Source organism: Microbacterium jejuense, from assembly GCF_019511665.1.
Lineage (GTDB): Bacteria > Actinomycetota > Actinomycetes > Actinomycetales > Microbacteriaceae > Microbacterium > Microbacterium jejuense_A.
This window is the reverse complement of record NZ_JAEUAW010000012.1, coordinates 104568-131264: the sequence shown is the minus strand read 5'-3', so window position 1 is coordinate 131264 and position 26697 is coordinate 104568. Positions and strand designations below refer to the sequence as shown.

Below are 26697 nucleotides of genomic sequence, written 5' to 3'. Positions count from 1 at the left end.
GCGTCCCAGGGGCGGCGGCGGCAGGCTGCCCGGGGTGGGCGGCGGCCTGGCTCTCGATCGAGTGCGCGACGTGCTGGGCGCGCTCGATGATCTCGCGGTACTGCTTGCGGGCCGTCTCGATGAGGTCCTTCGCGTACGACTCGGCCTCGGCGACGGCGTCGTCGGCGATGCGCTGCGCCTTGCTGAGCAGCAGCACGGCACGGCTGGAGATCTCACCCTCTTCGCTCGCCACGGCGCCGGCGGTGAGGGCGTCGTTGTCGCGCCATGCCAGCTCGAGGGCATCGGCGGCGGCCGAGAGCAGGGCGTGGACCTCGCCGCGCGCGTAGCCGTTGCGCTCGTCGGCGAACGAGACCGTGCGCAGCAACTCGGGGGTGATGGATACGGATTGCGTCGGGGTCATTTCGTCTCTGCCCTCTAGTGGATTCCCTGCCCGGCGCCGGAGCGGGCGAGCTCCGGGGTCCCTGCCTGGGCCCCGGCGGCGCTGGGTTGTTGGGTGAACGGGTCTTCGTACTTCTCGGCGCGGATGGACTGCTCGTCGAGCCCGGCACGGCGCAGGGCGGCGATGGTGTGGTCGACCATGCGCGGCGATCCGCAGACCATCGCGAGGCGCCCCTCCCACGGGCCGTCGGCGGCGGCGATGTCGCCGACCAGGCCCTGGAGGCCGGGGAACGACGGGTCGTCCGAGACCGCGTGCACGACCGTCAGCCACGGCGCGTCGGCGAACCGCTCGAGGTCGGGTTCCGCGTAGAAGCCCCAGGGATGCCGCGCCCCGTGGTAGAGCGTCACGTCCGGGCCGCTCCCCCGCGATGCGTGGCGGGCGGCCACCTGGTCGAGCACCGCCAGCAGGGGCGCGATGCCGGTGCCGCCGGCCACGAGCAGCAGGTCGGGCCATTCGCTGTCGAAGGGCAGCGTGAGCAGCTCGCCGATCGGCGGGCCGAGGCGCACCCTGTCGCCGGGCTTGACGTCGCGCAGCAGCGCGCCGCTGACCTGACCGCCGGGCACCAGCTGGACGTGGAACGTGACCGTGCCGTCCGCCCGCGGCGCGTGCGTGGGCGAGTAGTAGCGCCACTGCCGCGGCCGCTGGGGGATCTCCAGGGCGAGGGACTGACCGGCCTGGTAGCGATAGCGGTCGGCGACGCGGATCGTGAGCGTGCCGACGTCCATGCCGCGGCGCTCGGTCGCGACGACCTCACCGGCCCACGTGGCCGGCTGCGATTCCACGGACTCCGCGGCTGTGATCATCGTCGTCGCGATGAGGTTGTAGGCCGCCGCCCAGTCTGCCGCGAGCTCGGGCGTCCACGCCGAGCCGAGGAAGTGCTTGAGGGTGGCCAGCAGCGAGGCGCCCACGGCCGGGTAGTGACCGGCGATCGTGCCGAACTTGCGGTGGTCCCGACCGAGGTCCTCGATGTAGCCGACGACATCCCCCACGTGGTCGACGTTGCTGACCATGTGGCCGAGGGCCTTCACGAGGCGGTCCCGCTGGTTCGCCATGGCGACGGGGAACAGGTCGCGCGTCTCAGGGTGGGCCAGGAACAGGTGCGCGTAGAAATACCCGGGAACCGCGTCCCCGTACGCCGCTACCTGCGCCCAGGTCCGCTTGAGTGCATCCGCATCCACCTGTGTCGTGTCCCATCCCTCGGCGAGTCGGTAGGGGCGACGCTAGCGCGTTCCACTTGCATCCGCAAAGCCTTCAGTTGCAAGTGCAAGGGCATATCATGGATGCCGCAAGCGCTCGAATCCGGGTGCTCAGGCTGGGGGGCCTCATGACCGTGCTCGTGACGAACGGAACCGTCTTCGTCGACGACGGCCTGCGCGAGAAGGCCGCGGAGGTCGTGCGGCGCACGCGCGAGCCGGGCGTGCGCAGCCTCGCACTGGTGCGCGACGACGACGCCGCCGAAGAGCTCGCACCGGAGCTCCAGTCCCTCCTGCTGCACGTGCTCACGGGGCTTGCACGCGGCGCCGTCTCGGTGTCGTCGCTCCCCGACGAGCTGACGACGACGGTCGCTGCAGAGCTCATCGGCGTCTCGCGGCCGACGCTCATGAAGATGGTGCGCGACGGCGTCCTCCCCGCGCGCCAGGTCGGCAGCCACACCCGGCTCCGCACCGATGATGTGCTCGCGCTGCGACGGGCGCGGGCCCGCGAGCGACGCGAGGCGCTCGAGGCGCTGCTCCGATTCGACGACGAATTCGGAGCCGACTGACAGGCTCCGCTGGGTAGTCTGTCCCCGTGCTGCAACCCCCCGTGCCGCCACGCGTGTTCGTCGACGCCGACGTGCTCGCGACGCGCACGCCGTTGTGCTGGCTGGCGATGCTGCGCGACGAGACGGGCGCCTTCCGGCTGGTCACCTCGCCCGATGCACTGGCCGCAGCGACCTCGCAGTGGCGCGCGCACCACCCCGACGCCGCGACCGCCGATGCGGCGCGGCGTGAGGAGCTTCTGAGGGGCGTGCTCGACGACGTGACGACCGACGGGGCCACCCAGGCGCTCGCTCCCGACGAGGTGCTCTGCCGCATCGACGACGAAGCCGCCGGAAGCGTCCGGGCCCTGACGCGTCGCCGCCAGCGCGAGCTCGGTGCCCGCCAGGCCGCCGGCATCCGTTCGACGTCCCTCACCGACGCTCTCGCCGCTGCGGGATGCCCGGCCTTCGCGGAGCGCGTCGCCGCGCACCTGCGCGCGATCGCGGCCTGATCCCCCGCGACGTGAGACTCAGTCTCGCGTAGAATGAACCGCAGTCCCACGGTTCTGAAACGTCAGGAGTCCGGCATGGCCGACACCTCTTACACCGCCCCTGTCGACGATTACGCCTTCCTCTTCCGAGAGGCGTTCGGCCTCGACGTCGTCGCGCGCGCCACGGGCGGCGAGCTGACAGCCGAGGACGCCACCGAGATCATCGCCGGAGCCGGCGAGTTCGCGGCATCCGTCATCGCCCCGCTCGAGACCGTCGGCGACCGCGTCGGCGCGCGTCTCGAGAACGGGGAGGTGCACCTGCCCGACGGGTTCGCCGAGGCGTATCAGGCCTTCGTCGAGGCCGGCTGGGTCACGGCCGAGGCGCCGGTCTCGGCGGGTGGCGACGGCCTGCCTGGTGCCATCCGCGCGGGCCTCGGCGAGATCTGGAACGGCTCGAACGCGGCCTTCGCCCTGTGCTGGCTGCTGACGGCCGGGCAGATCCACGCGCTCGACGCCGCGGCATCCGACGAGATCCGCGAGACCTACCTCACCAAGCTGGTGTCGGGCGAGTGGACCGGCACCATGAACCTCACCGAGCCGGACGCCGGCACCGACCTCGGGGCGATCCGCACCACCGCGACGCAGCGCGAGGACGGCACCTGGGCCATCCGCGGGCAGAAGATCTTCATCACGTGGGGCGACCACGACGTCGCCGAGAACATCGTGCACCTCGTGCTGGCACGCACCCCCGGGGCGCCCGAGGGGGCGAAGGGCCTCTCGCTGTTCGTGGCCCCGAAGTTCCTCGTGAACGCGGACGGCAGCCTCGGCGAGCGCAACGGCGTCACCACCGTCTCGATCGAGCACAAGCTCGGCATCCACGGCTCGCCCACGTGCGTCCTGGCGTACGAGGATGCCACCGGGTACCTCGTGGGCGAGGTCGGCGGCGGCCTTGCCGGCATGTTCGTCATGATGAATTCCGCCCGCGCGGGCATGGGCTTCCAGGCGACCGGCATCGCTGAGCGTGCGTACCAGGAGGCTGCCGCGTACGCCGCCGATCGCGTGCAGGGCCGCGTCCTCGGCCGTGACGGCCGGATGCCGATCGCCGAGCACCCCGACGTGCGTCGCCTGCTGCTGTCGATGTCGAGCAAGATCTTCGCCATGCGGGCGCTCGGCGTCTATGCGGCCGACCTGCTCGACCGCGCCGAGCACGACGCCTCGATCGCCCCGCTCGCGGAGTTCTTCGTGCCGGTGCTCAAGGGCTGGACCACCGAGGACGCCGTGCAGACCACGAGCGAGGGCATCCAGGTCTACGGCGGCATGGGCTTCATCGAAGAGACGGGTGCCGCGCAGCACTACCGCGACATCCGCATCACGCCCATCTACGAGGGCACGACCGCGATCCAGTCCAACGACCTCGTGGGCCGCAAGGTGATCCGCGACGGCGGAGCGGCCGCCGAGCAGCTGTTCGCGCAGATCGACGAGACCGTCGCCGCTCTGCGCGCCCACGGCGACGCGGGCGCCGCGCGCAGCGCGGACCGTCTCGAGCGGGCGGTGGCGGCATCCCGTCGCGCCACCGCTGATGTGCTCGGCTTCGCCGACTCGCCCCGTGACGCCTACGCCGTCAGCGTGCCGTACCTGCTGCTGCTCGGCACGCTCGCAGGCGGCTGGATGCACGGCCTCGCGGTCGCCGCCGTGCTCTCGCACGACGTGAGGAGCGAGCGGGATGCCGCACGCCTGACCTCCGCGGACTTCTACGGCGTCCACCACCTGCCTCGCGTGCACGCGCTGGCCGAGACCGTCGCCGCGGGCGAGATCGCCTGATCCCTTCCTGTCCCGGGTCGCCGGTGGGCGGTACTGTGTGGCGCATGGCCGAGCAGCCGTCGTCGATCGAGATCCTGCACCGATTCCGCGCACCGCGGGACGTGGTGTGGAGCGCCTGGACCGACCCGGAGCTCGTCGGCCGGTGGTGGGGGTCGGACCCTGACGGCGTCGTGACGGCCGCGACCCTCGACGTGCGGGTCGGCGGCCGGTTCGCCGTCTCGTTCCAGGACGCGTCCGGCGACGAGCACACGTCCGAGGGCACCTACCTCCACGTCGAGGCGCCGGCGGCCCTGGGGTTCACGTGGTCGTGGGTGAGCGAGCCCGGCAACACCTCCCGGGTGAGCGTGTCGCTCTCAGCCGACGGCAGCGACACCGAGATGCGGTTCGTTCACAGCGAGCTGCGCGGCACATCCGAGCACGACTACGCGGCGGGCTGGCGTCGCACGTTCGCCAAGCTCGACCGCGCCCTGGCCGACGCGCGCTGACGCCCGCCGGCCACGCAGACGCGCTGCCGTCAGCAGCTGACGCGGCCGTGCCGCATCCCGGCGACCTGGGTGGATGCCGTCCGCCCGCCGTCGGCCGGCTCCCAGAACTCGCACTCGGTCGGCGTCACCCGCACGAGCGTCACCTCGGACGCGTCAGCGCCGAGCCGCTCGGCAAGGTCGTCGGTCGCCAGCTCCGCCGCCTTGTTCTCGTCGTCCACGATCTCGGCGCGACCGGCGACCGACGCGAAGCGCCGTCCCTCGCGGTCCAGGTACGACAGTCCCACGTCGAACGGGCCCGAACCGCCGGCGCCGGCGGAAGAGGACACGAGCCACAGGTCGCCCGACCCGTCCATCTCCTTCGTGCTCACAGGGTGCGCGGTGAGATTTCCCTCCGCATCCCGCGTCGTCATCATCGCGACGTCGAGCTCCTCGACGAGCTCCTTGAGCCGGGCGATCGCATCGAGCCCGGTGAGGTCTTCCGTTGTGTGTGCCATGGCGCCAGACTCCCGCGTGCTCACGGTCGGCGCCAGGACGTTGACATCCTGGATGCCGCGACCTACCCGTGCTGCGCGGCGGAGGTCGGCGCCGCGTTCACGTCGCGGCGTCGACGACGGCGCGGGCGTCAGCCGCGGTGCGTGTGGTCGGCGACGTCGGGCTTCGCACGCAGGACGTCGGCGATCTCCTCCTCCGGGCGGGGAGCGATGTTCTCGTCCTCCTCCAGCTCGGGGATGCTCGGCTCGTCCTCGGCCGGGACGTGGTCGTGCGCGGAACGCTCGTCAGGCAGTGACACGTCGGCTCCTTCGTTCGGACCTGTTCACAGCGTAGGCGACGCCGGTCGCGTCGGTATGGAGAAGGGGATGCCGCGGCCGCCGGCATCCCCTTCCTCCAGCGTCGATCGCGGGACTACGATCGCAGCACCGTCCGCAAGCCGAGCATGGGGGCACTGGGCCGAGGGCTTCGGACGCGAGCAAGGGAGCTATCGATGGGCACGAAGAACCTCGCGCTGGTGGTCGGCTCGTACGACGACGTGAACGCCGCGTCGGAGGACTACGACGACCTGCGCAGCGGCCAGGACTCCGGTGGATACGAAGTCGTCGGCGCCGTGGTGCTCGTCCGTGACAAGGACGGCAAGGTGCAGGTGCACGAGCACGGCGACAAGTCGGTCGGCAAGGGTGCGGCCTGGGGCGCCGGCGCCGGCGTGGTCGTCGGGCTCTTCGCGCCGCCCCTGCTGGCGGCCACCGCGATCGGCGCAGGTATCGGCGCCGTGCTCGGCGCCATCAAGAAGGGCCGCGACGAGAAGAAGTTCGGCGTCGACGTCGACGAGTACCTCGCGCCCGGAACCTCGGCGGTCGTCGCGGTCGTCGACGACAAGTGGGCCGACAAGGTCGAGAAGGCGCTCGCCCGTTCCGAGAAGCGCATCAGCAAGGCGATCGATGCCGACGACTACGACAAGCTGCGCAAGGCGCTCGAGCAGTCGGCCGACGACGTCGTGGAGCAGATCAACTCCTGACCAGACGCATGACCGACAAGCCCGACTCCGAGCAGATCGACGACATCATCGCGCAGCTGAGCGGCTGGAAGCACGACGCCTACGTCGCGCTGCGCTCAGCGATACGGGCCGGCGATCCGGACGCCGTCGAGGTGGTCAAGTACAAGAAGCCCTCCAAGCCCGAGGGGGTCGCGTTCTGGACCCACGACGGCGACCTCTGCTTCATCGACGTGCTCAAGAACACGGTGCGACTGACGTTCTCGAAAGGCGCCCGTCTGCCAGCCGACGCCCTGTTCAACACCCGGCTCGACAGCAAGGTGGTCCGGGCCGTCGACTTCGCCGAGGGCAGCAGGGTCGACGAAGCGGCGGTCGCGGCCGTCGTGAGACAGGCCGTGGAGCTCAACACCGCGGGATGAGTGGATGCCGCGGCCGCCGGCATCCACTTCTCCCAGGTCGCCCGTGAAACTGCACCGCGTTTCGGCTCGGCGCGGACGTCGCCTATACTCGCGCGGAGAATCCCCCCAACGTACGATGCCGTGCCAGATACGCTGTCGTATCCCGCAGCGGGCCCCGACCCGCCGTCCATCGGAGTGCAAGTGGTTCGAGTGCAGCCGAACACGCCCGCAGGCGACAACGCCCCGACGCGTGCGGCCACGCGCGCCGCGAAGCAGCGCCGGCGGTCGCTGATCCTGCTCGGCGTCGTCCTTCTTCTCGTCGTCGCGCTCGTCGTCGTCCTGGGTGTCGTCTTCGCCCGAGGCGCGGGCGACGAGCCCGCGGCCGAGGAGCAGCCCGCGGCGACGGACTCGTGCCTGCCCGAAGACCTGCGCATCACGGCCGACCCGACAGTGGCCGGGGCCGTCGAGGAGGTCGCCGCAACCCTGGGCACGGACTGCGCCGACGTCACGATCCACACCGAAGACAGCGCCGTCACGGCGAACGCGCTCTCGACCGGGGCGGAGCCGGACTTCGACATCTGGGTGCCGGACTCGGCGATGTGGCCGGCGCGCGCGACAGGACAGGCCGAGCGCACCGGCGTCACCGCGGCGGAGCTCGTGGTCAGCGACCCCGTCGCCAGCACCCCCGTCGTGTTCGCCGCGACCGAACCCACCGCGACCGCCCTCGCCGGCAGCGGCGCGGGATTCTCCAGCTTCACGCAGGGCGCGGTCGCCGTCGTGCTGCCCGATCCGGCCGCCGTCGCCGCGAGCTCGGCCGCCCTGCTCGCCCTGCAGACCGCGCTCAACGGCGACGCGCGCACGTTCACGGCCCTCTCGCTCAGCCTGGACCCCGGCGTCGTGCCGACCCCGACCGCCGCGCTCGACGCGGTGTCGGCCGCGACGACGCCGACGATCGCCGTGACCACCGAGCAGGCGGTGCAGATGTACGACGAGAGTGCGCAGGCGCCTCTCGTGCCGATCTTCCCCTCCGACGTGAAGCCGTCGGTCGGCGTGCCTCTCGTGACGCTCGCCGACGCCTCGGACGAGACGACGGCCGCCGTCGCGTCGCTCTCGGCGGCCATGTCCGACGCCGGCGACATCCTCGCCGAGCACGGCCTGCGCAACGCCGAAGGCAACCCGCCGCCGACCGCCTCCGGCGACGCCGAGACCACGATCGCGGCGCCCGCGTCCACCGACAGCGTCAACCAGGCCGAGGCGCTGCGCACGTGGCAGGTGCTGACGGCACCGTCGCGGATGCTGTCGCTGAACGACGTCTCGGGATCGATGCTGCAGCCGGCGACGGCCGACATGCGGCGCATCGACCTGTTCGAGCAGGCGGCCGTCCGTGCCGTCAACTCGCTGTCGACCGACTCGTCGCTGGCGACGTGGGTGTTCTCGAGCCGCCGCATCGGCGGCCAGGACTGGCAGGAGATCGTGCCGTTCGGATCGCTCGGCGACCCCGCGCACAAACAGCTCACCATCGACACCGCGAACAACCTCGACAGTCTCGTCGGGGGCGGGACCGGCCTGTACGACAGCGTGCTCGCCGCCGTGAGCTACATGCGCCAGACGTACGAGCCCGGCAAGATCAACCTCGTTCTGCTCAACACCGACGGCGTCAACGAGGACGACGACGGCCTCGACCTGCCCGGGCTCCTCGCCGAGCTCGAGAAGCTACGCGACCCGTCCAAGCCCGTCGCGGTCATCGCGATCGGCTACGGCCCCGACACCGACCAGTCCGCCCTGGAGCAGATCGCCGCCGCCACCGACGGCGCCGCCTACCAGGCGCTGCAGCCCACCGACATCGGCACGGTGCTGATCGACGCCGTGACGCAGCGCGGCTGCCGCCCCAGCTGCGGCTGAGCCTCGGACGAGGGGATGCCGCGGGCCCCGGCATCCGCTCGCCCTGTCGGACGGGCTCTCGCGCGATGTCGGCCCTCCGTCGCACAATGGCACCACCGACGCGAGGAGGCTGCCGTGGACGTGTCGACGACGCACGTGATCAAGCCGCTGACGCCCGAGACCTTCCCGGCATGGCTGGCGCTCGCGCAGAAGCACAACGGGGTGTGGGGTGGATGCTACTGCTCGTACTTCCACGGCGACACCGAGCGCACCGTCAAGAGCGAGTACGATCGGGCGACGTTCAAGCAGCGGCTGGTCGAGGAGGGCGTCGCGCACGCGGCGCTCGTGTTCGAGGGCGACGCGGCGATCGCGTGGTGCGAGTACGGCAGCCCTGAGGAGCTGCCGGGCATCTACCATCGCAAGGAGTACGACGCGGGTGAGGCCCACCCTGCGCCGTGGCGGATCACATGCTTCTTCGTCGACCGCGACCACCGGCGCTCCGGCGTCGCCCGCGAGGCGCTGGACGGCGCGCTCGACCTCATCGCGCAGGCGGGCGGCGGAGAGGTGGTGTCGTTCCCGAACGAGGTGCCGACCGACAAGAAGACGTCGTCGTCGTTCCTGCACAACGGCACGCGGGCCATGTTCGAGAAGGCCGGCTTCACGTTCGAGCGGCGCATCGGCAAGAACAAGACCGTGGTGCGAAAGACGATTGCCCCTCGTGGCGACGATTGAGGACGTCCTGCCCCTGGGCTCCGAGCTGGAGCGCTCGTACCCCGTCCACGTCCACGGGCGCCTGAAGTTCCGCGTCAAGCAGATCGTCTACGTCGCGTTCTCGCGCGACGAGACGGTGATGGAGTTCGCGTTCCCACGCGAGGAGCGCGACGCGCTCGTCGGAGGTCAGCCCGACAAGTTCAGCCTGCCCGCGCCGAGCGACATGCGCTTCCACTGGGTGCGTGCGCGGCTGTCGGCCCTCGAACCCGCCGAGGCGCGCGAATTCGTCGTCGACGCGTGGCGCATGGTCGTGCCTCTCAAGGTCTCGCGCGCCTACGACCTGGCCCACCCCGACGGGCCGGGGTGACGCCGGTACCCGCGCTCGCTGATCAGGGCTGGACGCGCACGCGTCGCCCGTCGTAGCCCACGACATCGCCCGCGTGCAGCTGCCGCCCGCGGCGGCGGTCGACCTCGCCGTTCACCGTGACGTAGCCGTCGATGATCGCCTCCTTGACGTCGCCGCCCGAGTCGAGCAGTCCGGCGAACTTCAGGAACTGGCCGAGGCGGATCATCTCACCGCCGACGGAGACGTCGTCGATGGGTGCGGGGTTCGTCATGCTCGAATGCTAGCCGCGCGGCGGCCAACCGCGACGGCCCACCCCCACGCCGACGCCGCTACGCCACCAGGTCGGAGTACTCGGGGTTCGCGGCGATGAATGCCGACACCACCTCGCACGTCACGGCGACGCGTGTGCCGGCATCCCTCAGATCGTCCAGCACGTCCGCGATGAAGTCCGCCGCGATCCCCCGGCCCCGGAACTCGGGCTCGAGGAACGTCGAGTCGATCACGAGGACGTCGTCGCCATGCGCGTAGTGGATGAAGCCGATCTCGCGATGGCCGATCGTGCCGATCCGCCACTCGGCCAGCACCGCCGCGAAGCGGTCCTCGTCCTCGCGCCGGTGCACCGAGATCTCGACATCGGTCTCGGCGGACGGAATCTCGAGATCCGCGGCTCCGCTCACCTCCGCGACCAGGGCGGCGGTATCGGAGGCCGAGACCGGGACGGAGTCCTTCGTCTGCTCGTTCACATCGTCTCCTTCGCTCGTGCGCGATCGCGGGCGAGGTCGGCGGTCGCGCCTGCGGCCGCAACGGACCGTCACCAGAGATGACCGCCTGGCGCGTCCGGATGTGACGGATCTGCGGCGAGTGGGCGCTTCCCCCGACTCGCTAGGGTCGTGAGGGTGGATCAGACTCCTGTGATGCCCGCCCTCAGACTGTCGGGGCTCGTGAAGCGGTTCGGAGACAAGGTCGCTGTCGCCGGGCTCGACCTCGAGGTGCCGACGGGCTCGTTCTTCGGGCTCGTGGGTCCGAACGGAGCCGGCAAGACGACGACGCTCTCGATGGCGACGGGTCTGCTGCGGCCCGACGCGGGCACGGCGCAGGTCCACGGGGTCGACGTGTGGCAGCATCCCGTCGAGGCGAAGCGGATGATCGGCAATCTCGCCGACGGGGTGCGCCTGTTCGACCGCCTCACCGGCGAGCAGCTCATCACGTACACGGCGATGATGTTCGGCATCCCCCGGCCCGAGATCGCACCCCGCGTCGCCGACCTGCTCGCCCTCATGGACCTGCGCGAAGCCGCCGGCACGATGGTCGCCGACTACTCGGCGGGCATGACGAAGAAGATCGCACTCGCGTGCGCGCTGGTGAACGCGCCGCGGCTGCTCGTCCTCGACGAGCCCTTCGAGTCCGTGGACCCGGTGTCGGCAGCCAACATCGAAGACGTCCTCCGCGGCTACACGTCGACCGGCGGCACGATCATCGTGTCGAGCCACTCGATGGACCTCGTCCAGCGCATGTGCGACCACGTGGCGATCATCGTCGACGGCGGCGTGCGCGCGGCGGGGACCGTCGAGGACGTCCGCGCGGGCGAGACCCTTCAGACCCGGTTCCTGACGCTCGTCGGCGGCCGCCACAACTCGGAGGGCCCGGAGTGGTTGCGACAGTCCTGAGGCTCCGGTACCGCCTCCTCGCCAATTCGCTCACCCGCAGCCCGTGGCAGCTCGTGGGCTTCATCGTGGGGATGCTGGGCGCGCTGTGGGTCATCGGCCTCGTCGTCGCGGGACTCGTGGCCGTCGGCATCCTGCAGGATCTCGACGCGATCCGTGCGATCGCGGTGGTCGCGGGCTCTGCCCTGCTGCTCGGCTGGACCTTGGGGCCGCTGATCGTGTCGGGTTCGGATGGGATGGTGGATGCCGACCGCCTGGCCCCGTTCCCGTTCTCACGGCGTCAGCTCATGATCGCCCTGGCGGGCACCGGGCTCACCGGCATCCCCGGCATCGCGACCGCCGTCACCGCGCTCGCCTCGATCGCCCTGTGGGTGCGCTGGCCGCTGGCCGCCGTCTTCGCGGTGCCCATGGTGGTGGTGGCCGTGCTCACGTGCGTGGTCGTCAGCCGGCTCGTCACGACCGTGACGACGCGCTTCTCGGGTCGGCGCCGCGGGCAGGAGGTCCTCGGCACGATCCTGATCGGGCTGCTCATCATGACGGGCCCGATCCTGACCGGGGTCCTCGGCCTGGTCGACGCGGCGGACGACCTGCCGGCCAGACTCGAGGCGGCCGGCACGATCCTCGGCTGGACGCCGATCGGCGCGGCCTGGGCCGTGCCCGGCGACGTGGCGGCGCAGGCCTGGCTGCCCGCGCTGTGCAAGACGGTGATCGCCGTCGCAACCCTGGCCGCGCTGTGGTTCGTGTGGGCACGAGCACTGCACTCGTCGGCCGGCACCCGGCCCCGGACGGCGAGCCGCACGGTCAAGTCCGGCGCGCTCGGGCTGTTCGGCGCGATGCCCACGGGTGGGGTGGGCGCCACGTGGGCGCGCTCGCTCAACGGCTGGCTGCGCGACCCGCGCTATCTGCGCCAGCTGATCTTCATCCCGCTGTTCCCGGCGCTGTTCGCCTTCACCACGGGCGTCGACGGCTTCATGTTCGGCGCGTCCCCGGTGCTCGTCGCGCTCATCCTGGCGATCGCGGGCTACGCCGACATCTCGTACGACGGCACCGCCTTCGCCTCGGTCCTGTCGTCCGGCATCACCGGCCGTGCCGACCGCTGGGGCCGCACGCTCGGCGCCGGCTCGGTGGGGGTGCCCGCCGTGGTCGCCGTCGCGATCGTGGTCGCGGCGATCAGCGACGCGTGGGACCGCCTTCCCGCCGTGCTCGGCGCGTCGCTCGGCCTGCTGCTCGTCGGCTACGGCGCCTCGGCGGTGTCGTCGGCGCTCCTCGTCGTTCCGGTCCCGCGCGCCGGCGACAGCCCCTTCAAGACGGTGCCCGGCCAGACCTTCGCGAGCGGCATGCTCGTGTTCGTGGTGATGGCCGCGTGCGTCGTGCTCGCCGCGCCCGCGCTCGTGCTCGCGACGATCTCGCTCGTGACGGCCTCCGCTCCGCTCGGCGCGGCATCGCTCGTCGTCGGGATCGTCGTGGGCTCGGGCGTCATCGTCGCGGGCGTCATCGTCGGCGGGCGCACCCTCGACCGGTCCGGACCGGGGCTGCTGCTGCGGATCAAGGCGTTCCCCATCTGAGCCGCCGCCCTGAGGTAACGTCACTAGCGCGTGCAAGCCGGAGAGGAGGCATCCGATGCCCACCACTACCGCGAAGCGGGTCACCGCGGCGGACGTCGCCCGGTCGCTGGGGCTCTCGCGCGCGACCGTCGGGTTCGTGCTCAACGACACCCCGGGGCAGAAGATCTCGGAGGCCACGCGGGAGCGCGTGATCGCCGAGGCGAAGCGCCTGGGCTACCGCGCGAACACCGCCGCGCGAGCGCTCGCGAGCGGACGCAGCCGGATCGTGCTGCTGGTCATGCCCGACTGGCCGCTCGACCACAACCTGCGCACCAATCTCGACGAGGCGTCGCTGGCACTCGACGAGGCGGGGTACTCGCTCGTCACCATGACCCCTCACAGCGGCGGCAGGGCGCAGCCCCTGTGGGAGACCCTGAACCCCGACGTGGTGATGGGCCTCACACCCTTCACCCGCGAGCAGATCGCCCGCTTCCGCGCGGCGGGCGTCGAGCACATCGTTCCCGACACCTCCCGCGAGGACGGCACGGTCCTCGACGAACTGAGCGACGGTCCCGCGCTCCAGGTGCGTCACCTCGCCGAGCGGGGCCGCACGCGGCTCGCGTACGCGGCGTCCCCCGATCCGCGGCTGGCCGATCTGCGCGACCTTCGCCTCGCGTCCGCGCGTGCGGAGGTCGCCCGGACGCCGAGCGTCGAACTCGTCGACGTCGTCGAGGTGGATGCCGCAGCCGCCCCCGACCGCCTGCACCGGCTCGTCGCCGCCGGTGTGGACGGCGTCGTGGCCTACAACGACGACGTCGCCGCACAGCTGCTGCGCGCCGCGCTGCGCGCGGGTGTCGCGGTGCCCGACGACCTCGCGATCGTGGGCCACGACGACACTCCGCTCGCCGCGCTCCTCGTCCCGTCGCTCACCTCGGTGCGGGTGGACATCGCGGGGCTCGGCCGCTACTTCGCGCAGATGGCCCTCACCGCGGCGGCCGGCGCACCGGTGCCCGCGGATATCCCGCGCGCGACGACCGAGATCATCGCGCGCGAGACGACCTGACCGACCCCGTCGCGAAACCAAGCTTGCGCGCGCTAGTCGTGTGACCTATCGTGTCAGGTAGCGCGCGCTAGCCGCCTTCCTCGTGAGACATCGGAGTCCCATGCCCCCCACCGACGAGACCAGCATCACGGTCTCTGCCGACGCCCCGACCGCTGAAGCGCCCAGGCGGGTCGGAGGCCTGTTCCTGACCCTGTTCGGCCTGATGAATTTCGGGCTCTACCTCACGGTCATGATGCCCGCGCTGTTCAGCCTGCCGTTCAAGGTGCAGCAGCTCGCACCGGACGACAAGGCGGTCACGCTGGGCCTCGTCTCGGCGATCGGCGCGGTCGTCTCCATCGTGAGCGGACCCGTGGCCGGCGTCCTCAGCGACCACACGCGCTCGCGCTGGGGCCGGCGTCGCCCGTGGCTGCTCGGCGGCATCCTCGTGGTGCTCGCCGGCTCGATCGCCCTCGCCCTGGCCCCGTCCGTCCCGCTGATGATCGGCGCGTGGTGCATCGTCTGCATCGGCGGCGCGGGGGCGGCCGCCGCCATCGTCCCGGTCGTGGCCGAACGCGTGCCCGAGGCGCAGCGCGGTACCGTCGGCGCGATCGTCGGCGTCGCCACGCAGCTCGCCGGCGTGCTCGGCTACACGATCGGCGGCATGCTCACCGGCAACCTCGTGCTGCTGTTCGCGCTTCCCGTGCTGGTGCTGGGCGTGTTCGCCCTGGTCTACTCGCTCGTGTTCCCCGACTCGACGGCGCCCCTCGAGCACACGACCGTGGGGCAGACCTTCCGCCTGCTGATCTTCAACCCTCGCCGGCACCCGGACTTCTCGCTGGTCTGGCTGGGCAAGTTCCTCATGCAGACGGCCCTCGCCTTCCTGACGACGTACCAGCTGTACTTCCTCGCGGACCGTCTCGGGTTCACCGCCGAAGAGGCGGGGCAGAAGCTGGCCCTCGTCGGCGGCATCGGCATCCTCGTCACCATGGGCTTCGCCGTCGGATCGGGCATGCTCTCCGACAGGCTGCGGCGCCGCAAGGTCTTCATCTTCACCGCCTCGGCCCTGACCGCCACCGGCCTGGCGCTCATGGCGTTCGCCGACGGCTTCGGGCTGTTCTTCGCCGCCGTCATGTTCGTCCTCGGGGCGGCGGGCATGTTCGGCGCGACGGACGTCGCGATGGCCAGCGACCTCGTGCCCGAGAAGGATCAGGCCGGCCGGTGGATGACGATCTACAACCTGTCCGCCACGCTGCCCGGCGCGATCGCACCCCTCATCGGGTCGGGTCTGCTCCTCCTGGGCGACGTCAGCGGAGGCAACTACACCGCACTGTTCCTCACCGGCGCCGTCATCGCGATCGGCACGGGCGTCGTCACGAGCTTCGTCCGCGGTGTCCGCTGATGACGGCATCCCCGCCCGCCACGACGGCCGACTCGCTCGTCGCCCGACTGACGCTCGACGAGAAGACGCTGCTGCTCGAAGGCGTCGACGCGTGGAACACCAACGGCGTGGAACGGCTCGGCATCCGACGTCTGTTCGTCACCGACGGCCCGCACGGAGTGCGCAAGGTGCGTGAGGACAGCGGCGCGTTCGGCCTCGCTGAAGCCGAGCCCTCGACGTCGTTCCCCACCTCGACCGTACTGGCCAAGACGTGGAACCCCCGTCTCGCGCGCGAGGTCGGCGCGGCGATCGGGCGCGAGAGCGCGGCGCTCGGCGTGGACGTGCTGCTCGCTCCCGGCGTCAACATCATGCGCAGCCCGCTGTGCGGCCGCAACTTCGAGTACTACTCCGAGGACCCGCTGGTCTCGGGCGTGTTCGGCGCCGCGTTCGTCGAGGGCGTCCAGAGCGAGGGGGTGGCGGCATCCGTCAAGCACTTCGCCGCCAACTCGAACGAGGACTTCCGCTTCACCGGCGACAGCGTCGTCGACGAGCGAGCGCTGCGCGAGATCTACCTGCGCGCGTTCGAGCGGATCGTCAGGGAGGCCGCCCCTGCCACCGTGATGTGCGCGTACAACCGCCTCAACGGCACGTACTGCTCCGAGAGTCCCGAGCTGCTCACCGGCATCCTGCGGGACGAGTGGGGTTTCGAGGGTCTCGTCATGACGGATTGGGGCGCCACGCACGATCGCGTCGCGGGGCTCGCGGCGGGCTGCGACCTCGACATGCCCGGCGAGGTCGAGCACAACCGCACGCAGCTCAAGGCTGCGGTCCAAGACGGGCGCCTTGCGCCCGAGACGCTCGACCGCGCGGTCGCCCGCGTGCTGGCACTCATCGACCGATGCTCGCCCGGCGACACGTCGATCGTCGACGCCGCCGCGCACGCCGCGCTGGCCGAAGAGGTCGCCGTCGAAGGCGCCGTGCTGCTCGCGAACGACGGAATCCTGCCCCTGTCCGCCCACGCCCGCGGTCTCGTGGTGGTGGGCGAGATGTTCGAGAAGATGCGGTTCCAGGGCGCGGGTTCGTCTCTGGTGTCGCCTCCTGAGATCCTGTCGCCGAAGGACGCGTTCGAGCGTCGCGGCATCGACCACACGTATGCTCCCGGGTACCGCGCGCTGGACTCGGCGCCCGATGACGCACTGGAGAGCGCCGCTCTGGCGGCTGCAGCCCACGCCGACACGGTGCTGTTCTTCGGCGGCCTCGGCGACCTCGATGAGAGCGAGGGCTTCGACCGGACCACGATGAGGATGCCGGAGGCCCAGGTCCGCCTGCTGTCGGAGCTCGTCGACTGCGGGGTGAAGGTCGTGCTGGTGCTGTCGACCGGCGCGCCCGTCGAGATTCCCCGCGCCGACGAGCTCGCCGCGGTGCTGCTGCTGTCGCTGCCCGGCATGCGGGGCGGCGAAGCGGCAGCCCGCCTGCTGTTCGGCGAGGCGAGTCCGTCGGGCCGGCTCACCGAGAGCTGGCCGATGACGGCCGCCGACTCGAGCTGCGCCGCCGACTTCGGCCGCGACGCCGTCTCGCAGTACTACGAGTCGATCTACGTCGGCTACCGGTTCCATGACCGGGCGGGCACGGTTCTGCGGTATCCGTTCGGGCACGGCCTGTCGTACACGAGCTTCGAGCACCGCGACCTGACCGTGGCCATCGACGGCGAGCGCGTGCGCGCGTCGGTCACGGTGGCCAACACCGGTCGACGCGACGGCGCCGAGGTCGTGCAGCTCTATGTGCGCAACAACCGGGGCCGCGTGTTCAAGGCCGACAAGGAGCTGCGGGCGTTCGCCAAGACGTCTCTCGACGCAGGGGACTCGACGCGACTCGAGCTCGACTTCGCGCTCTCCGACCTCGCGTACTGGGACGTCTCGGAGCACGATTGGGTGCTCGAGGACGGCGCGTACGAGGTGCTCATCGCCAGTTCGGCCGCCGACGTCCGCCTGTCCGCACCGCTCGTCGTGAACGAGGGTCGCGCATCGCGCTCGCCGTACCCGGCCGCGGTCGATCTCGCGTACACCGTGCCGCCGGCCGAGATCCCCGACGCCTTCCCGGCGCTGCTGGGCAGACCCGTTCCACCGGGGCGCCGCCCCCACCGCCTCGAGCTGGAAGCGCGATTGGCCGACGCCCGGCGATCGTTCCTGGGCGGCATCATGTACCGCGCCGTCGTCGGGCGCGTGCAGAAGGACTTCGACGCCGCCCTCGCCCTGCCCCCGTCGCCCGAGCGGGATGCGAAGGTCAAGAACGCGCATTTCGTGCTGAGGATGATGCCCTCGATGTCGCTGCGCGCGATGGCGATGTCGTCGGCCGGCGAGCTTCCGTACGACGTCGCGGCAGGTCTCTCCGATCTCGGCACCGGTCATCTGCTGCGCGGAATCCGCCGTCTTCTGGGCCGTCCGAAGGCGGGGAGTCGATGAGAATCCCGCGCCTGAGCGTCAACGGCCAGGAGGCGGGCTGCATCACCGACGAGCATCCCGTTTTCGCCTTCTCGCTCGCCTCTGATGTCCCGGGCGAAGACCTCGCCGAGGCGCACATCCGGGTCGGCGACTGGCAGCTGACCACGACCGAGCAGGTCGGCATCGCCTACGACGGACCGCTCGAGCCGTACACCGACTACCTCGTCGAGGTCGAGGCGACCGGCACGAGCGGCGCGACCGCCACGGCGACCGCGTCGTTCCGCACCGGCCGGCTCGATACGCCGTGGATCGGGCGGTGGATCACCGATGCCTCGTACGTCACGCCCAAGAGGGCCTCTCCGACGCCGATGGTGTTCCGCACCCGTGTCGCGGTGAGCCGTCCGGTCGCGCGCGCCTGGATCGAGGCGACGGCCCTCGGCGTGTACGACCTCGCACTCAACGGCCGCAAGGTCGGCGAGGACTACTTCGCCCCGGGATTCACGTCGTACCACCATCAGCTGCAGTACCAGACCTACGACGTCACGCACCTGCTCGACGATGCCGACAACGAGCTCGTGGCGACGGTCGCCGGCGGCTGGGCGGTCGGCTCGTACACGTTCGCGCGCAAGAACAAGATCTACGCCGAGCGTCAGGCGTTCCTCGCCGAGCTGCACCTCGAGTTCGCCGACGGCACGTCCGACGTCATCCCGACCGGCGACGCGTGGGAGGTCTCGGTCGACGGGCCGGTGCGGATGGCCGAGTGGTACGACGGCGAGACCGTCGACGCCCGGATCACGGCCGAGCGCATGGTGTGGCATCCCGCCGACGTCACGGCAGCGCCCGCCGCACCCGCCATCCGGGCGCAGTACGGACCGCCTGTCCGCGTGCAGCGCACGTTCGTGCCGATCAGCCGGGCCACGGCGCCCAGCGGCGAGGTGGTCTACGACTTCGGGCAGAACTTCGCCGGGGTCGTCCACGCACGCCTGCGCGGCCGCGAGGGCCAGACCGTCGTGTTCCGCCACGCCGAGGTGCTCGTCGAAGGGGAGCTCTTCGTCAAGTCGCTGCGCACGGCGAAGGCGACGGCCACCTACACGTGCGTCGACGGAGAGCAGACCTACTCGCCGCGACACACGTACATGGGCTTCCGCTACGTGGGCGTCACGGGGATCGACCCCGACGACCTCGAGCTCACCGCACTCGCGCTGCACAGCGAGCTGCGCCGCACCGGCACATTCACGTCCTCGGACGACCGGCTGAACCGCCTGCAGTCGGCCATCGAGTGGGGCGGCCGGTCCAATTTCGTCGACATCCCCACCGACTGCCCGCAGCGCGACGAACGCGAGGGGTGGACCGGCGACTACGCCGCCTTCGCCACCACCGCGAGCTACAACTTCGACATGAGCCGCTTCGTCGACAAGTGGCTGCGCGACATGGCGGCCGAGCAGGCGCCGGGAGGCGGCATCCCGATGGTCGTCCCGCGTGCGGGCAACGGCTTCCCCGTCATGGCGACGTCGCTGTGGGGCGACGTGTGCATCATGGCGCCGTGGGCGGAGTACCTCGCACGCGGCGACCTCGGCGTGCTGCGGCGCACCTACCCCATGATGACGAAGTTCATGAAGGCCGCGGACTGGTGGTCGAAGCTGCTGTCAGTGGGCGAGCGGCGGCGCATCTGGCGGTTCCCGTTCCACTTCGGCGACTGGACCTCGCCCGACGGCTCCGCGAAGGAGTGGATCCAGAAGGGCAGGTGGATCGGCACCGCGTACCGGGCGAACTCGCTCGCGATCGTCGCGCAGGTCGCCGAGCTGCTCGGCGAGGCGAAGGATGCCGCACGCTATCGCGCGGTGCGCGACGAGGTGACCGCCGCCTATCGCCACGTGTTCACGGACGGAGCAGGAAGACTCGAGAACGAGTTCCAGACCGCGTACGTCCTGCCGCTGCACTTCGGCATGACCGAAGGCGCCGAGACCGAGGCGATGGTCGGCAACCTCGTCCGCCTCATCGGCGAGGCCGGCGGCCACCTGCGCACCGGCTTTCCGGGCACCCCGTACATCCTGTTCGCGCTGTCGGACCACGGCCGCGTGGACGAGGCCTTCGACCTGCTCCTGCAGACGGGTCCGCCGTCGTGGCTGTACATGGTGGATGCCGGCGGCACCACGATCTGGGAGCGGTGGGACGCCCTGCGCCCCGACGGCACCGTCAACACGCTCGACCTGAACACCGGCAAGGACACCGGCGGGATGGTCTCGTTCAACCACTACGCCGCCGGAGCGGTCGGCGACTGGCTGTACAAGCGGATCGCGGGCATCGAACCCACGTCAGGCGGGTATCGCACCTTCCGTGTCGCGCCGCTACTCGGCGGCGGGCTCACGTCGGCAGAAGGCGTCGTCGAGACCCCCTACGGACGCGCATCGTCATCATGGACGCTGTCGGCGGCGGGGACGTTCCGGCTCCGTGTGGAGGTGCCGGTGTCGACCCGCTGCACCGTCGTGACGCCGGACGGCCGACGCGTCGAGGTGACCAGCGGCACGCACGAGTTCGTGTGCGAGACGGCGGGCGATCCCGGGTCGGCAGCCGTCGACGAGGCGGGGCTGCCGGCGCCGCGCCCCTAGGCCGCGTGCAGCCGGCTCTGCCACCGGTGGTGCTCGCGCAGCACGAGCACGCCGAGGATGCTCCAGACGCCGAGGTCGTCCGCGAGACCCAGGGGCCCGAGCACGAGCTCGGGGATCAGGTCGATCGGTGAGACGGCGTAGTAGACGGCGGCCGTCGCGGCGACCCACGTCGACGGCGCGACGCGGTGCTCACCGGACTTCAGCGCCTTGAGGAATCTCCACCACATGCTTCCAGTGTGCGCGCCGCGGTCGGCGCCAGGGTCGGCCGGTATCAAGTCGTGATGTTCCGCCGCGGGGCGACGGCGCATCGGATGAGTGGATGCCGCGGCCGCCGGCATCCACCCATCCGGGGTCATTCGGCCGCTCTGCCGGCGGGCGGCGACCGCTCATGCGGCCGCGCCGGCACGGCGTCGGCACCGTTGCCGCCGGGATGCCGCGAGCCCGCCGTCCGCGACGGGGCTCGCCCGCGCCGCCGCAGGGACGCGGCGGACGAGGCGCTCACGGCTTCGGGCGGCGCCGGCCAGTTCGCCGCGATGATGGCCTCGAACTCTGCTGCGAGCAGCTCTTCGTCGCTGCACACGATGTCGAGGAACTCAGCGGCGACGCTCTCGCCGGCTGCCGGATCACGCATGCCCGGTCACCGCTCTCAGGCGTCGATCGCCTGCCGCGTCTTGCCGCCGGCGACCGGGATCTTGCGCGGCTTCGCCTTTTCGGCGACCGGGATGCTCAGCGCCAGCACTCCCGCGTCGTAGTTGGCGCTGATGTGGTCGGTGTCGAGGTTGTCGCCGAGCACGAGCTGGCGGCTGAAGATGCCGCGGGGGCGCTCCGCGGCGATCAGCTCCGCGTCGCTCGCGCGGTGCGGGCGCTCCGCGCGGACCGTGACGACGTTGCGTTCGACGTCGAGGTCGATCGACTCGGGATCGACACCGGGAAGGTCGAACTCGACGTGGAAGGTGTCGTCGTCCCTCCAGGCATCGAGCGGCATCACCGCCGGTCGGGCCATCGTTCCGTCGGACCCGAACATCTGCTGGGCGAGCCGGTCGAGCTCGCGGAACGGGTCGGTGCGCATCAACATGGTTCCACCTCCGTCTTCTCTGTTGTGTTGATGCTGCGGCGACTGGGATCTATATCAATCGCCATAGATTTCTTGTACCACTCATGGCATGCTGGATGCAAGAGGAAATTCCTGGAGGTTCGATGACAGACCTGGCAGGCGGCGAGACAGACCCCGACCGCGGCGTGTACGGCATCTCGGTCGCGGCCGAGCTGGCCGGCACCGGCGTGCAGAACCTGCGCGCCTATGAGGCACGCGGGCTGCTGCAGCCCGAGCGATCGGCCGGCGGCACCCGGCGATACAGCGCGAACGACGTGGTCACGCTGCGCCGCATCGGCGACCTGCTGGATGCCGGACTCAACCTCGCCGGGATCGCCATGGTCATCCCCCTCCAGGACGAGAACACGCAGCTGCGCGCCGACAAGGAAGGAGCACCCGTGAACCTCGAAGCCCCGGCCCTCGCCGAAACCGCCGACGAGGAGCATCACCGATGAACGAGCGGTTCGTCCTGCAGCAGCTCACCCCGGTCGAGTGGATCATCGTCGATTCCTCCCGCGACCCGCATGACCCGCATCGGACTGTCGCGTGCATCCACGAGGTCTCCGCCGCCGAGTACGAGGCCATCTGGCTGCGACACCTCGGCCTGCCGTCGACCTACGCGTCGCCGCGGCGGGTGCTCGACGACGTCGTCCGGGTGGCGAGCCACCCGTCGCGCGTGCCGTCGCGCAAGCCGGTGCCCATCCCCCATCTCGCTCCGCGCGGACGCTTCGCCCACTGAGCTCAGGATCCTCAGAGCAGGCGACGGCGCCGCGGCTCGGGCGCTCAGCGGCGCGTGGCGAACTGCTGGTTGCCGAGGACGGCGAGGAGCTCGAGCTTGCTTGCGGCCTCACTGCGCGGTGGAGCGGTCAGCACCAGGAGCGCTTGCGACTCGTCCTCGGTGAACAGGACTTGGCAGTCGACCTCGATCTCTCCGAGTTCGGGGTGGATGAGGACCTTGTGGTCGGCGAATCGCCGGTGAACCTCGTACTGATCCCAGAGGGCGACGAATTCCGGGCTGCGGCCGGTGAGTTCGCGGACCAGCTCTCCGGCGCGCGAACCCGGCCCCATTGCGCCCAGGGCCGCCCGGAGAGACGCGACCAACGCGCGGCTCTGCCGATCGTGATCGCTCACGGGGTACCGCCGGCGTTCCGTCTCGGGATGGATGAACCAGCGATAGACGTCACTGCGCTCCAAGCCCGTATATCGGGCAGCATCGCCGAACAGCGCACGGGCGGGCTCGTTCTGGACGAGCGTCTCGCCCAGGACCGAGATGATGAGCGCGGGCGTGTCCGACAAGCGGTCCATGACGCGCAGCAGCGCGGGCGCGACATAGTCTCCTCCGGAGTGCCGATCGGGCGCGTCGAGCCCCGAGACGCGGAACAGGTAGTCCCGCTCGTCCGGCGTGAGCCGGAGCGCGCGAGCCAGCGACCCGAGGATCTGTGTGCTCGGCCGGGTGCTGCGCCCCTGCTCCATGCGGGTGTAGTAGTCGGTGGACATGCCCGCGAGCTGTGCGACCTCTTCCCTGCGCAGACCCGCGGCGCGGCGGCGGGGACCGACGCTGACGCCGACGTCGGCCGGCTGCAGACTCTCGCGATGACGGGTCAGGAACTTCCCGAGCGCTTCACGATCCATGCCCCCATTCTCCGCGCACCCCATGCGCGGAGGGAGGGACCGGCTCTCCCCCGATAACCGCTCTCTGGCAGACGTCCGCTCCCGCCCCGAAGACTCGATGCATGCACATCAGCGGAAACACCGTCTTCATCCCCGGCGCGACCAGCGGCATCGGCCTCGCCCTCGCCCTCGCACTGCACGCGAAGGGCAACGAGGTCATCGTCGGCGGCCGTCGCACCGACCTGCTCGCTCGGATCTCGGCCGAGCATCCCGGCATCCACACCATCCAGATCGACACCACCGACCCGTCAGGCATCCGGCGCGCCGCGAAAACGGTGATCGCAGAGCACCCCGCGCTGAACGTGCTCATCACGATGGCAGGGATCATGCGCGTGGAGGACTGGACGAGACCGGAGGGGTTCCTCGCTTCCGCGGAGGCCACGGTGACGACCAACCTGCTGGGCCCGATCCGGCTCATCGCGGCCTTCATCGAGCACCTCCAGACCCGGCCGGACGCGACGATCATGACCGTCTCTTCCGGCCTGGCCTTCACTCCGCTGCGGGTCACCCCGAGCTACAACGCCACCAAGGCGGCGATCCACATGCTCAGCGAGACGCTGCGTCTTCAGCTCGCGGGCACGACGGTGACGGTGTCCGAGCTGGAGCCGCCGTCCGTCGCGACCGACCTGATGCCCGGTCAGCGCGACAGCGACTTCGCGATGCCGCTCGACGAGTTCGTCACAGAGGTCATCGGCCTCATCGAGCGGGACCCGGATGCCCGGGAGATCCAGGTCGAGCGGGTGAAGTTCCTCCGCTACGGTGAGGCCCGCGGCGATTATGCCGAGACCGTCGCCGCAGTGAACAGCCTCGACCCGCACGGAAGATGAAAGCGAGACACCAGTGACCGACATCGTTCTCCCCGCTGCGATACAAGCATTCGTCGACGCGACCAACCGCGGCGACTCGGATGCCTTCCTGGAGGCGTTCAGCGACGACCCCACGTTGGAGGACTGGGGCCGCGTGTTCACGGGTCGCGTCGGAGTGGCCGCCTGGGACCGCTCCGACAACATCGGCAAGCAGTCCCACTTCGAGGTCGTCGGCGTGGATCAGGGCACCGCGCCGGACGTGTACGTGGTCACGGTCCGGGTGACCGGCGGCGGCTACAACGGCACGAGCCCGCTCACGTTCCTGCTCCGTGACGGCAAGATCGACCGGCTGACGATCGCGCCGAGCTGAGCTCGGCCACGTGCCCTGCTCCGTCAGCCCAGCAGTCGCAGGGCCGCAGCGAAGAGCTCGGTGGGTGACGCGGTGACGAGGCTGGCGCCTGCGTCGAGGAACGGCTGAGGGGCGTCGGCGTTCTGTCGAGTCGTGTAGACGAGAACAGGCGATGCGATCCTCCGCTGTGCCAGTTCTCTCAGCAGGCGCAGCCCGGCGTCCGGAACGTGCGCGCCGTCCTCGGTACGACCCGCGTCAGTGACGATGAGGTCGTACGCCCTCTTGTCGAGGGAGCCGAGCGCCTCGGCGGTCGACCTGACCTCCACCACGCGTGCACCGATGCGGCGCAGAGCACTCACCAACGACCGGTTGTTGATGGGGTGGTCGTCCACCCAGAGCACCGTCCCGACCACGCCATCGCGTTCCGCCAGACGGCCCGCCTCAGCGGCGGTCTTCTCGATCTCTTGCGGGCTCCCGGGCGCCGCTGCGCCGATCTGGGCGTCCTGCAGCAAGCCCTCGACATCGGCTGCGACCATCGCTGCGGAATCGGCGATCCGTTCGCTCTCTTCCAGCAGCACACGCAGCCGCAACCGCGCCCAGAGATAGGAGAAGATGAACCCGACCCCGACCCCGTAGAGCACGAACGCGACGGCGACGGGAGGTCCGCCCGGAAGCTGCAGCGAGCTGTCCAGGTACTCGCCGACCTGCTTGATGTAGGCAGGCACGAGGGCCAACTGCGCCAGGCCCGCGCCGACCAGCACCTTCGTGAGCCAATCAGAGATCTGTTCGAGATTCGAATTCGCCTCGAATCGCCCGTAGCGGACCCTCTGCGCCGCACCTGGTCGGATCGCCCCCTCCTCCGCCTCGGTGACGGTCAACCGCGTGCGCGGTACGCCGAAGATGAAGCCGATGATGCTCGACAACGCGATAGCGGCCAGCATGAACATCGTCAACTGGATCGCAGCGGACCAGTCGGGCGTGGCGCGCACGACCGGCAGCAGCGCCGCCAGCGCGCATCCCAAGACGGTGGCGAGGACGCCGCCGAGGATCACCCACCAGTGATTCTGAACGCCGCCCCCGAGACGCCGCTGTCTGCCCATGGGGATCGCCTCCGCTTCTGCCCGGCCGTCGCACGGCACACTGCTTAGGACGCCGGTGGGTGGCCGTCTGATACGACGCGTTCGTGCGCACAACGGGGTGCGAGCGCTGCTACCGCGCTGTGGACTCCCTCGCCTGGAGGGTGAAGTCGACGAGCACACGGCGCGGCGCCGGGTTCTCGCTGGAGGCCATCTGCTCGGTGAGTGCGGCCACGGCGGTCTCGGCGATGCGTTGCCGGCCCAGATCGACGGTGCTGAGGCTCGGGATGGAGTATGCGGCCTCGGCGGTGTTGTCGATGCCGATCACGGCGACGTCACCGGGCACATGCAGCCCGGCATCGTCGAGCGCTCGCATCGCGCCCAGCGCCAGGCTGTCGTTGAACGCGAACACGGCATCGAACCTCGCCCCGCGTTCGAGCAGCTGACGCATGGCGTTCGCACCGTTGACCTGGATCCACGGGTCCGCCTCCGCGATCAGATCGCGTTCGACGGCGATGCCCGCGCGTTCCAGCACGGTCCGGTAGCCGTCGAACCGCAAAGCCGCTGACCCGCGGCTGTCGGTGCTGCGCGCACCGATGACCGCGATCCGCCGCCGGCCGGTGAGGAGCAGGTGCTCGGTGGCGAGTGCCGCGGCGGCACGCTGGTCGGTGCTGACATGCACGGCGGCGCCGCCGACGGGGTGGTCGCCGAGGACGACCGTGGGCACAGAGAGCTGCACGCTCTCGAGCTCTTCGGCACCGTGGTCCATGGGGTTCAGGATGAGCCCGTCGATGTGCTGAAGTCGCGGGCTGTCGAGCAGCGCCCGCTCACGGGTGATGCTGCCGGTGCGCTCGATCTGCACGACGAGACCGTGCTCTTCGGCCGCGGCGATGGTGGCCTCGGCGAGCTCGGCGAAGTACGCCACCGACAGGCTGGGCACCGCGAGGCCGATCACTCCGCTCCGGCCCGAGCGAAGGTTGCGCGCGGCGAGGTTGAGCTTGTAGTCGAGTTCCGCGATCGCGGCCTCGACCTTCCGACGGGTCTCGGCCGAAACGTAGGGGCGGGCGTTGATGACGTTGGAAACAGTCTTCGTCGACACACCGGCGAGGCGCGCGACATCCTCCATCCTCACGCTCACAGCAGCCCCCTTTCGGCACTTCAGCGTACATCGATGTAACACCTCGATCCGAGAACTTGACGGGTTGCCACACGGAGCCGCATACTTTCT

At 70.7% G+C, this 26697-nt stretch carries 31 protein-coding genes; 19 read left to right on the top strand and 12 right to left on the bottom strand.

Annotation, left to right across the window (positions count from 1 at the left end; genetic code table 11):
* Window positions 1–400 (bottom strand): DivIVA domain-containing protein (locus tag JNB62_RS15035; protein WP_220301709.1); only part of this gene is annotated, 400 nt, incomplete at its 3' end.
* Between the two features lie 14 nt (window positions 401–414).
* The gene (locus tag JNB62_RS19630; protein WP_220301708.1) at window positions 415–1617 is read right to left on the bottom strand and encodes a globin domain-containing protein; all 1203 of its coding nucleotides are present in this window, start codon (window positions 1615–1617) and stop codon (window positions 415–417) included.
* Window positions 1618–1763: 146 nt separating this feature from the next.
* Between JNB62_RS19630 and JNB62_RS15025 the strand changes: the two genes are divergently transcribed.
* The 4 genes from JNB62_RS15025 (at window position 1764) to JNB62_RS15010 (ending at window position 4974) form a co-directional block, all read left to right on the top strand.
* On the top strand, window positions 1764–2201 hold the full coding sequence (locus tag JNB62_RS15025; protein ID WP_220301707.1) for a helix-turn-helix domain-containing protein: 438 nt from the start codon (window positions 1764–1766) through the stop codon (window positions 2199–2201).
* A 26-nt stretch (window positions 2202–2227) separates the two neighbouring features.
* A complete protein-coding gene (locus tag JNB62_RS15020) occupies window positions 2228–2689 on the top strand; it encodes a hypothetical protein (protein WP_220301706.1) in 462 nt (153 codons plus the stop codon).
* A gap of 75 nt (window positions 2690–2764) precedes the next feature.
* Window positions 2765–4489, top strand: a complete 1725-nt coding sequence (locus JNB62_RS15015; protein WP_220301705.1) for an acyl-CoA dehydrogenase — start codon at window positions 2765–2767, stop codon at window positions 4487–4489.
* A gap of 44 nt (window positions 4490–4533) precedes the next feature.
* Window positions 4534–4974 (top strand): SRPBCC family protein, encoded by a 441-nt coding sequence (locus JNB62_RS15010; RefSeq protein ID WP_220301704.1) that lies wholly within the window; start codon window positions 4534–4536, stop codon window positions 4972–4974.
* Between the two features lie 29 nt (window positions 4975–5003).
* Here the strand turns inward: JNB62_RS15010 and JNB62_RS15005 are convergent, their stop codons facing one another.
* Complete coding sequence (locus JNB62_RS15005; protein ID WP_220301703.1) at window positions 5004–5468, bottom strand: pyridoxamine 5'-phosphate oxidase family protein; 465 nt, start codon at window positions 5466–5468, stop codon at window positions 5004–5006.
* Between the two features lie 128 nt (window positions 5469–5596).
* Entirely contained in the window at window positions 5597–5764 is a 168-nt protein-coding gene (locus tag JNB62_RS15000; protein WP_220301702.1) for a hypothetical protein, read from the bottom strand.
* A gap of 192 nt (window positions 5765–5956) precedes the next feature.
* On the opposite strand from JNB62_RS15000, the gene JNB62_RS14995 reads away from it, so the two are divergent.
* The 5 genes from JNB62_RS14995 (at window position 5957) to JNB62_RS14975 (ending at window position 9817) form a co-directional block, all read left to right on the top strand.
* Window positions 5957–6484, top strand: a complete 528-nt coding sequence (locus tag JNB62_RS14995) for a DUF1269 domain-containing protein (RefSeq protein WP_220301701.1) — start codon at window positions 5957–5959, stop codon at window positions 6482–6484.
* A gap of 8 nt (window positions 6485–6492) precedes the next feature.
* On the top strand, window positions 6493–6879 hold the full coding sequence (locus JNB62_RS14990; protein WP_220301700.1) for a DUF1801 domain-containing protein: 387 nt from the start codon (window positions 6493–6495) through the stop codon (window positions 6877–6879).
* Between the two features lie 180 nt (window positions 6880–7059).
* Window positions 7060–8760, top strand: coding sequence for a VWA domain-containing protein (locus tag JNB62_RS19625; RefSeq protein ID WP_220301699.1), 1701 nt, complete (start codon window positions 7060–7062; stop codon window positions 8758–8760).
* 114 nt (window positions 8761–8874) lie between these two features.
* Window positions 8875–9471 (top strand): GNAT family N-acetyltransferase, encoded by a 597-nt coding sequence (locus JNB62_RS14980; protein ID WP_220301698.1) that lies wholly within the window; start codon window positions 8875–8877, stop codon window positions 9469–9471.
* Window positions 9458–9817 carry an MmcQ/YjbR family DNA-binding protein gene (locus JNB62_RS14975; protein WP_220301697.1) on the top strand — a complete coding sequence of 120 codons (360 nt, stop codon included), beginning with the start codon at window positions 9458–9460 and terminating at the stop codon, window positions 9815–9817. The genes JNB62_RS14980 and JNB62_RS14975 overlap by 14 nt, the downstream gene beginning before the upstream one ends.
* A gap of 22 nt (window positions 9818–9839) precedes the next feature.
* On the opposite strand, the gene JNB62_RS14970 is transcribed toward JNB62_RS14975, so the two are convergent.
* Both JNB62_RS14970 and JNB62_RS14965 read right to left on the bottom strand, forming a co-directional pair.
* Window positions 9840–10067, bottom strand: coding sequence for an RNA-binding S4 domain-containing protein (locus tag JNB62_RS14970; RefSeq protein WP_220301696.1), 228 nt, complete (start codon window positions 10065–10067; stop codon window positions 9840–9842).
* A 58-nt stretch (window positions 10068–10125) separates the two neighbouring features.
* Window positions 10126–10539, bottom strand: coding sequence for a GNAT family N-acetyltransferase (locus tag JNB62_RS14965; protein ID WP_220301695.1), 414 nt, complete (start codon window positions 10537–10539; stop codon window positions 10126–10128).
* Between the two features lie 171 nt (window positions 10540–10710).
* Here JNB62_RS14965 and JNB62_RS14960 point away from each other — a divergent pair, with 171 nt between their 5' ends.
* From JNB62_RS14960 to JNB62_RS14935, 6 genes are all read left to right on the top strand, one after another.
* Window positions 10711–11463, top strand: coding sequence for an ABC transporter ATP-binding protein (locus JNB62_RS14960; RefSeq protein WP_220301694.1), 753 nt, complete (start codon window positions 10711–10713; stop codon window positions 11461–11463).
* Window positions 11445–13025 (top strand): hypothetical protein, encoded by a 1581-nt coding sequence (locus JNB62_RS14955; RefSeq protein WP_308291821.1) that lies wholly within the window; start codon window positions 11445–11447, stop codon window positions 13023–13025. The genes JNB62_RS14960 and JNB62_RS14955 overlap by 19 nt, the downstream gene beginning before the upstream one ends.
* 55 nt (window positions 13026–13080) lie before the next feature.
* Window positions 13081–14067: a LacI family DNA-binding transcriptional regulator gene (locus JNB62_RS14950; RefSeq protein ID WP_220301693.1), complete on the top strand. Its 987-nt coding sequence runs from the start codon at window positions 13081–13083 to the stop codon at window positions 14065–14067.
* A 100-nt stretch (window positions 14068–14167) separates the two neighbouring features.
* Window positions 14168–15445, top strand: coding sequence for an MFS transporter (locus JNB62_RS14945; RefSeq protein ID WP_220301692.1), 1278 nt, complete (start codon window positions 14168–14170; stop codon window positions 15443–15445).
* A complete protein-coding gene (locus JNB62_RS14940) occupies window positions 15445–17886 on the top strand; it encodes a glycoside hydrolase family 3 N-terminal domain-containing protein (protein ID WP_220301691.1) in 2442 nt (813 codons plus the stop codon). Before JNB62_RS14945 ends, JNB62_RS14940 begins: the two co-directional genes overlap by 1 nt.
* The gene (locus JNB62_RS14935) at window positions 17883–20474 is read left to right on the top strand and encodes a family 78 glycoside hydrolase catalytic domain (RefSeq protein WP_220301690.1); all 2592 of its coding nucleotides are present in this window, start codon (window positions 17883–17885) and stop codon (window positions 20472–20474) included. The genes JNB62_RS14940 and JNB62_RS14935 overlap by 4 nt, the downstream gene beginning before the upstream one ends.
* Here JNB62_RS14935 and JNB62_RS14930 read toward each other — a convergent pair.
* From JNB62_RS14930 to JNB62_RS14920, 3 genes are all read right to left on the bottom strand, one after another.
* Window positions 20471–20701 carry a YkvA family protein gene (locus tag JNB62_RS14930; protein WP_220301689.1) on the bottom strand — a complete coding sequence of 77 codons (231 nt, stop codon included), beginning with the start codon at window positions 20699–20701 and terminating at the stop codon, window positions 20471–20473. The two genes, JNB62_RS14935 and JNB62_RS14930, sit on opposite strands and share 4 nt — an antisense overlap.
* 125 nt (window positions 20702–20826) lie before the next feature.
* Window positions 20827–21105: a hypothetical protein gene (locus JNB62_RS14925; RefSeq protein ID WP_220301688.1), complete on the bottom strand. Its 279-nt coding sequence runs from the start codon at window positions 21103–21105 to the stop codon at window positions 20827–20829.
* A gap of 15 nt (window positions 21106–21120) precedes the next feature.
* Window positions 21121–21549, bottom strand: coding sequence for an Hsp20/alpha crystallin family protein (locus tag JNB62_RS14920; protein ID WP_220301687.1), 429 nt, complete (start codon window positions 21547–21549; stop codon window positions 21121–21123).
* A gap of 122 nt (window positions 21550–21671) precedes the next feature.
* Here JNB62_RS14920 and JNB62_RS14915 point away from each other — a divergent pair, with 122 nt between their 5' ends.
* Window positions 21672–22022, top strand: coding sequence for a MerR family transcriptional regulator (locus tag JNB62_RS14915; RefSeq protein ID WP_220301686.1), 351 nt, complete (start codon window positions 21672–21674; stop codon window positions 22020–22022).
* On the top strand, window positions 22019–22306 hold the full coding sequence (locus JNB62_RS14910; RefSeq protein WP_220301685.1) for a hypothetical protein: 288 nt from the start codon (window positions 22019–22021) through the stop codon (window positions 22304–22306). Before JNB62_RS14915 ends, JNB62_RS14910 begins: the two co-directional genes overlap by 4 nt.
* A gap of 44 nt (window positions 22307–22350) precedes the next feature.
* On the opposite strand, the gene JNB62_RS14905 is transcribed toward JNB62_RS14910, so the two are convergent.
* Window positions 22351–23199 (bottom strand): helix-turn-helix transcriptional regulator, encoded by an 849-nt coding sequence (locus tag JNB62_RS14905; protein ID WP_220301684.1) that lies wholly within the window; start codon window positions 23197–23199, stop codon window positions 22351–22353.
* Window positions 23200–23300: 101 nt separating this feature from the next.
* Between JNB62_RS14905 and JNB62_RS14900 the strand changes: the two genes are divergently transcribed.
* Entirely contained in the window at window positions 23301–24065 is a 765-nt protein-coding gene (locus tag JNB62_RS14900) for an SDR family oxidoreductase (RefSeq protein WP_220301683.1), read from the top strand.
* 13 nt (window positions 24066–24078) lie between these two features.
* On the top strand, window positions 24079–24414 hold the full coding sequence (locus JNB62_RS14895; protein ID WP_220301682.1) for a nuclear transport factor 2 family protein: 336 nt from the start codon (window positions 24079–24081) through the stop codon (window positions 24412–24414).
* 23 nt (window positions 24415–24437) lie between these two features.
* On the opposite strand, the gene JNB62_RS14890 is transcribed toward JNB62_RS14895, so the two are convergent.
* Together JNB62_RS14890 and JNB62_RS14885 are read right to left on the bottom strand one after the other, a co-directional pair.
* On the bottom strand, window positions 24438–25493 hold the full coding sequence (locus tag JNB62_RS14890) for a response regulator (protein WP_220301681.1): 1056 nt from the start codon (window positions 25491–25493) through the stop codon (window positions 24438–24440).
* A 109-nt stretch (window positions 25494–25602) separates the two neighbouring features.
* Entirely contained in the window at window positions 25603–26607 is a 1005-nt protein-coding gene (locus JNB62_RS14885; protein ID WP_220301680.1) for a LacI family DNA-binding transcriptional regulator, read from the bottom strand.
* Window positions 26608–26697: the final 90 nt, after the last annotated feature.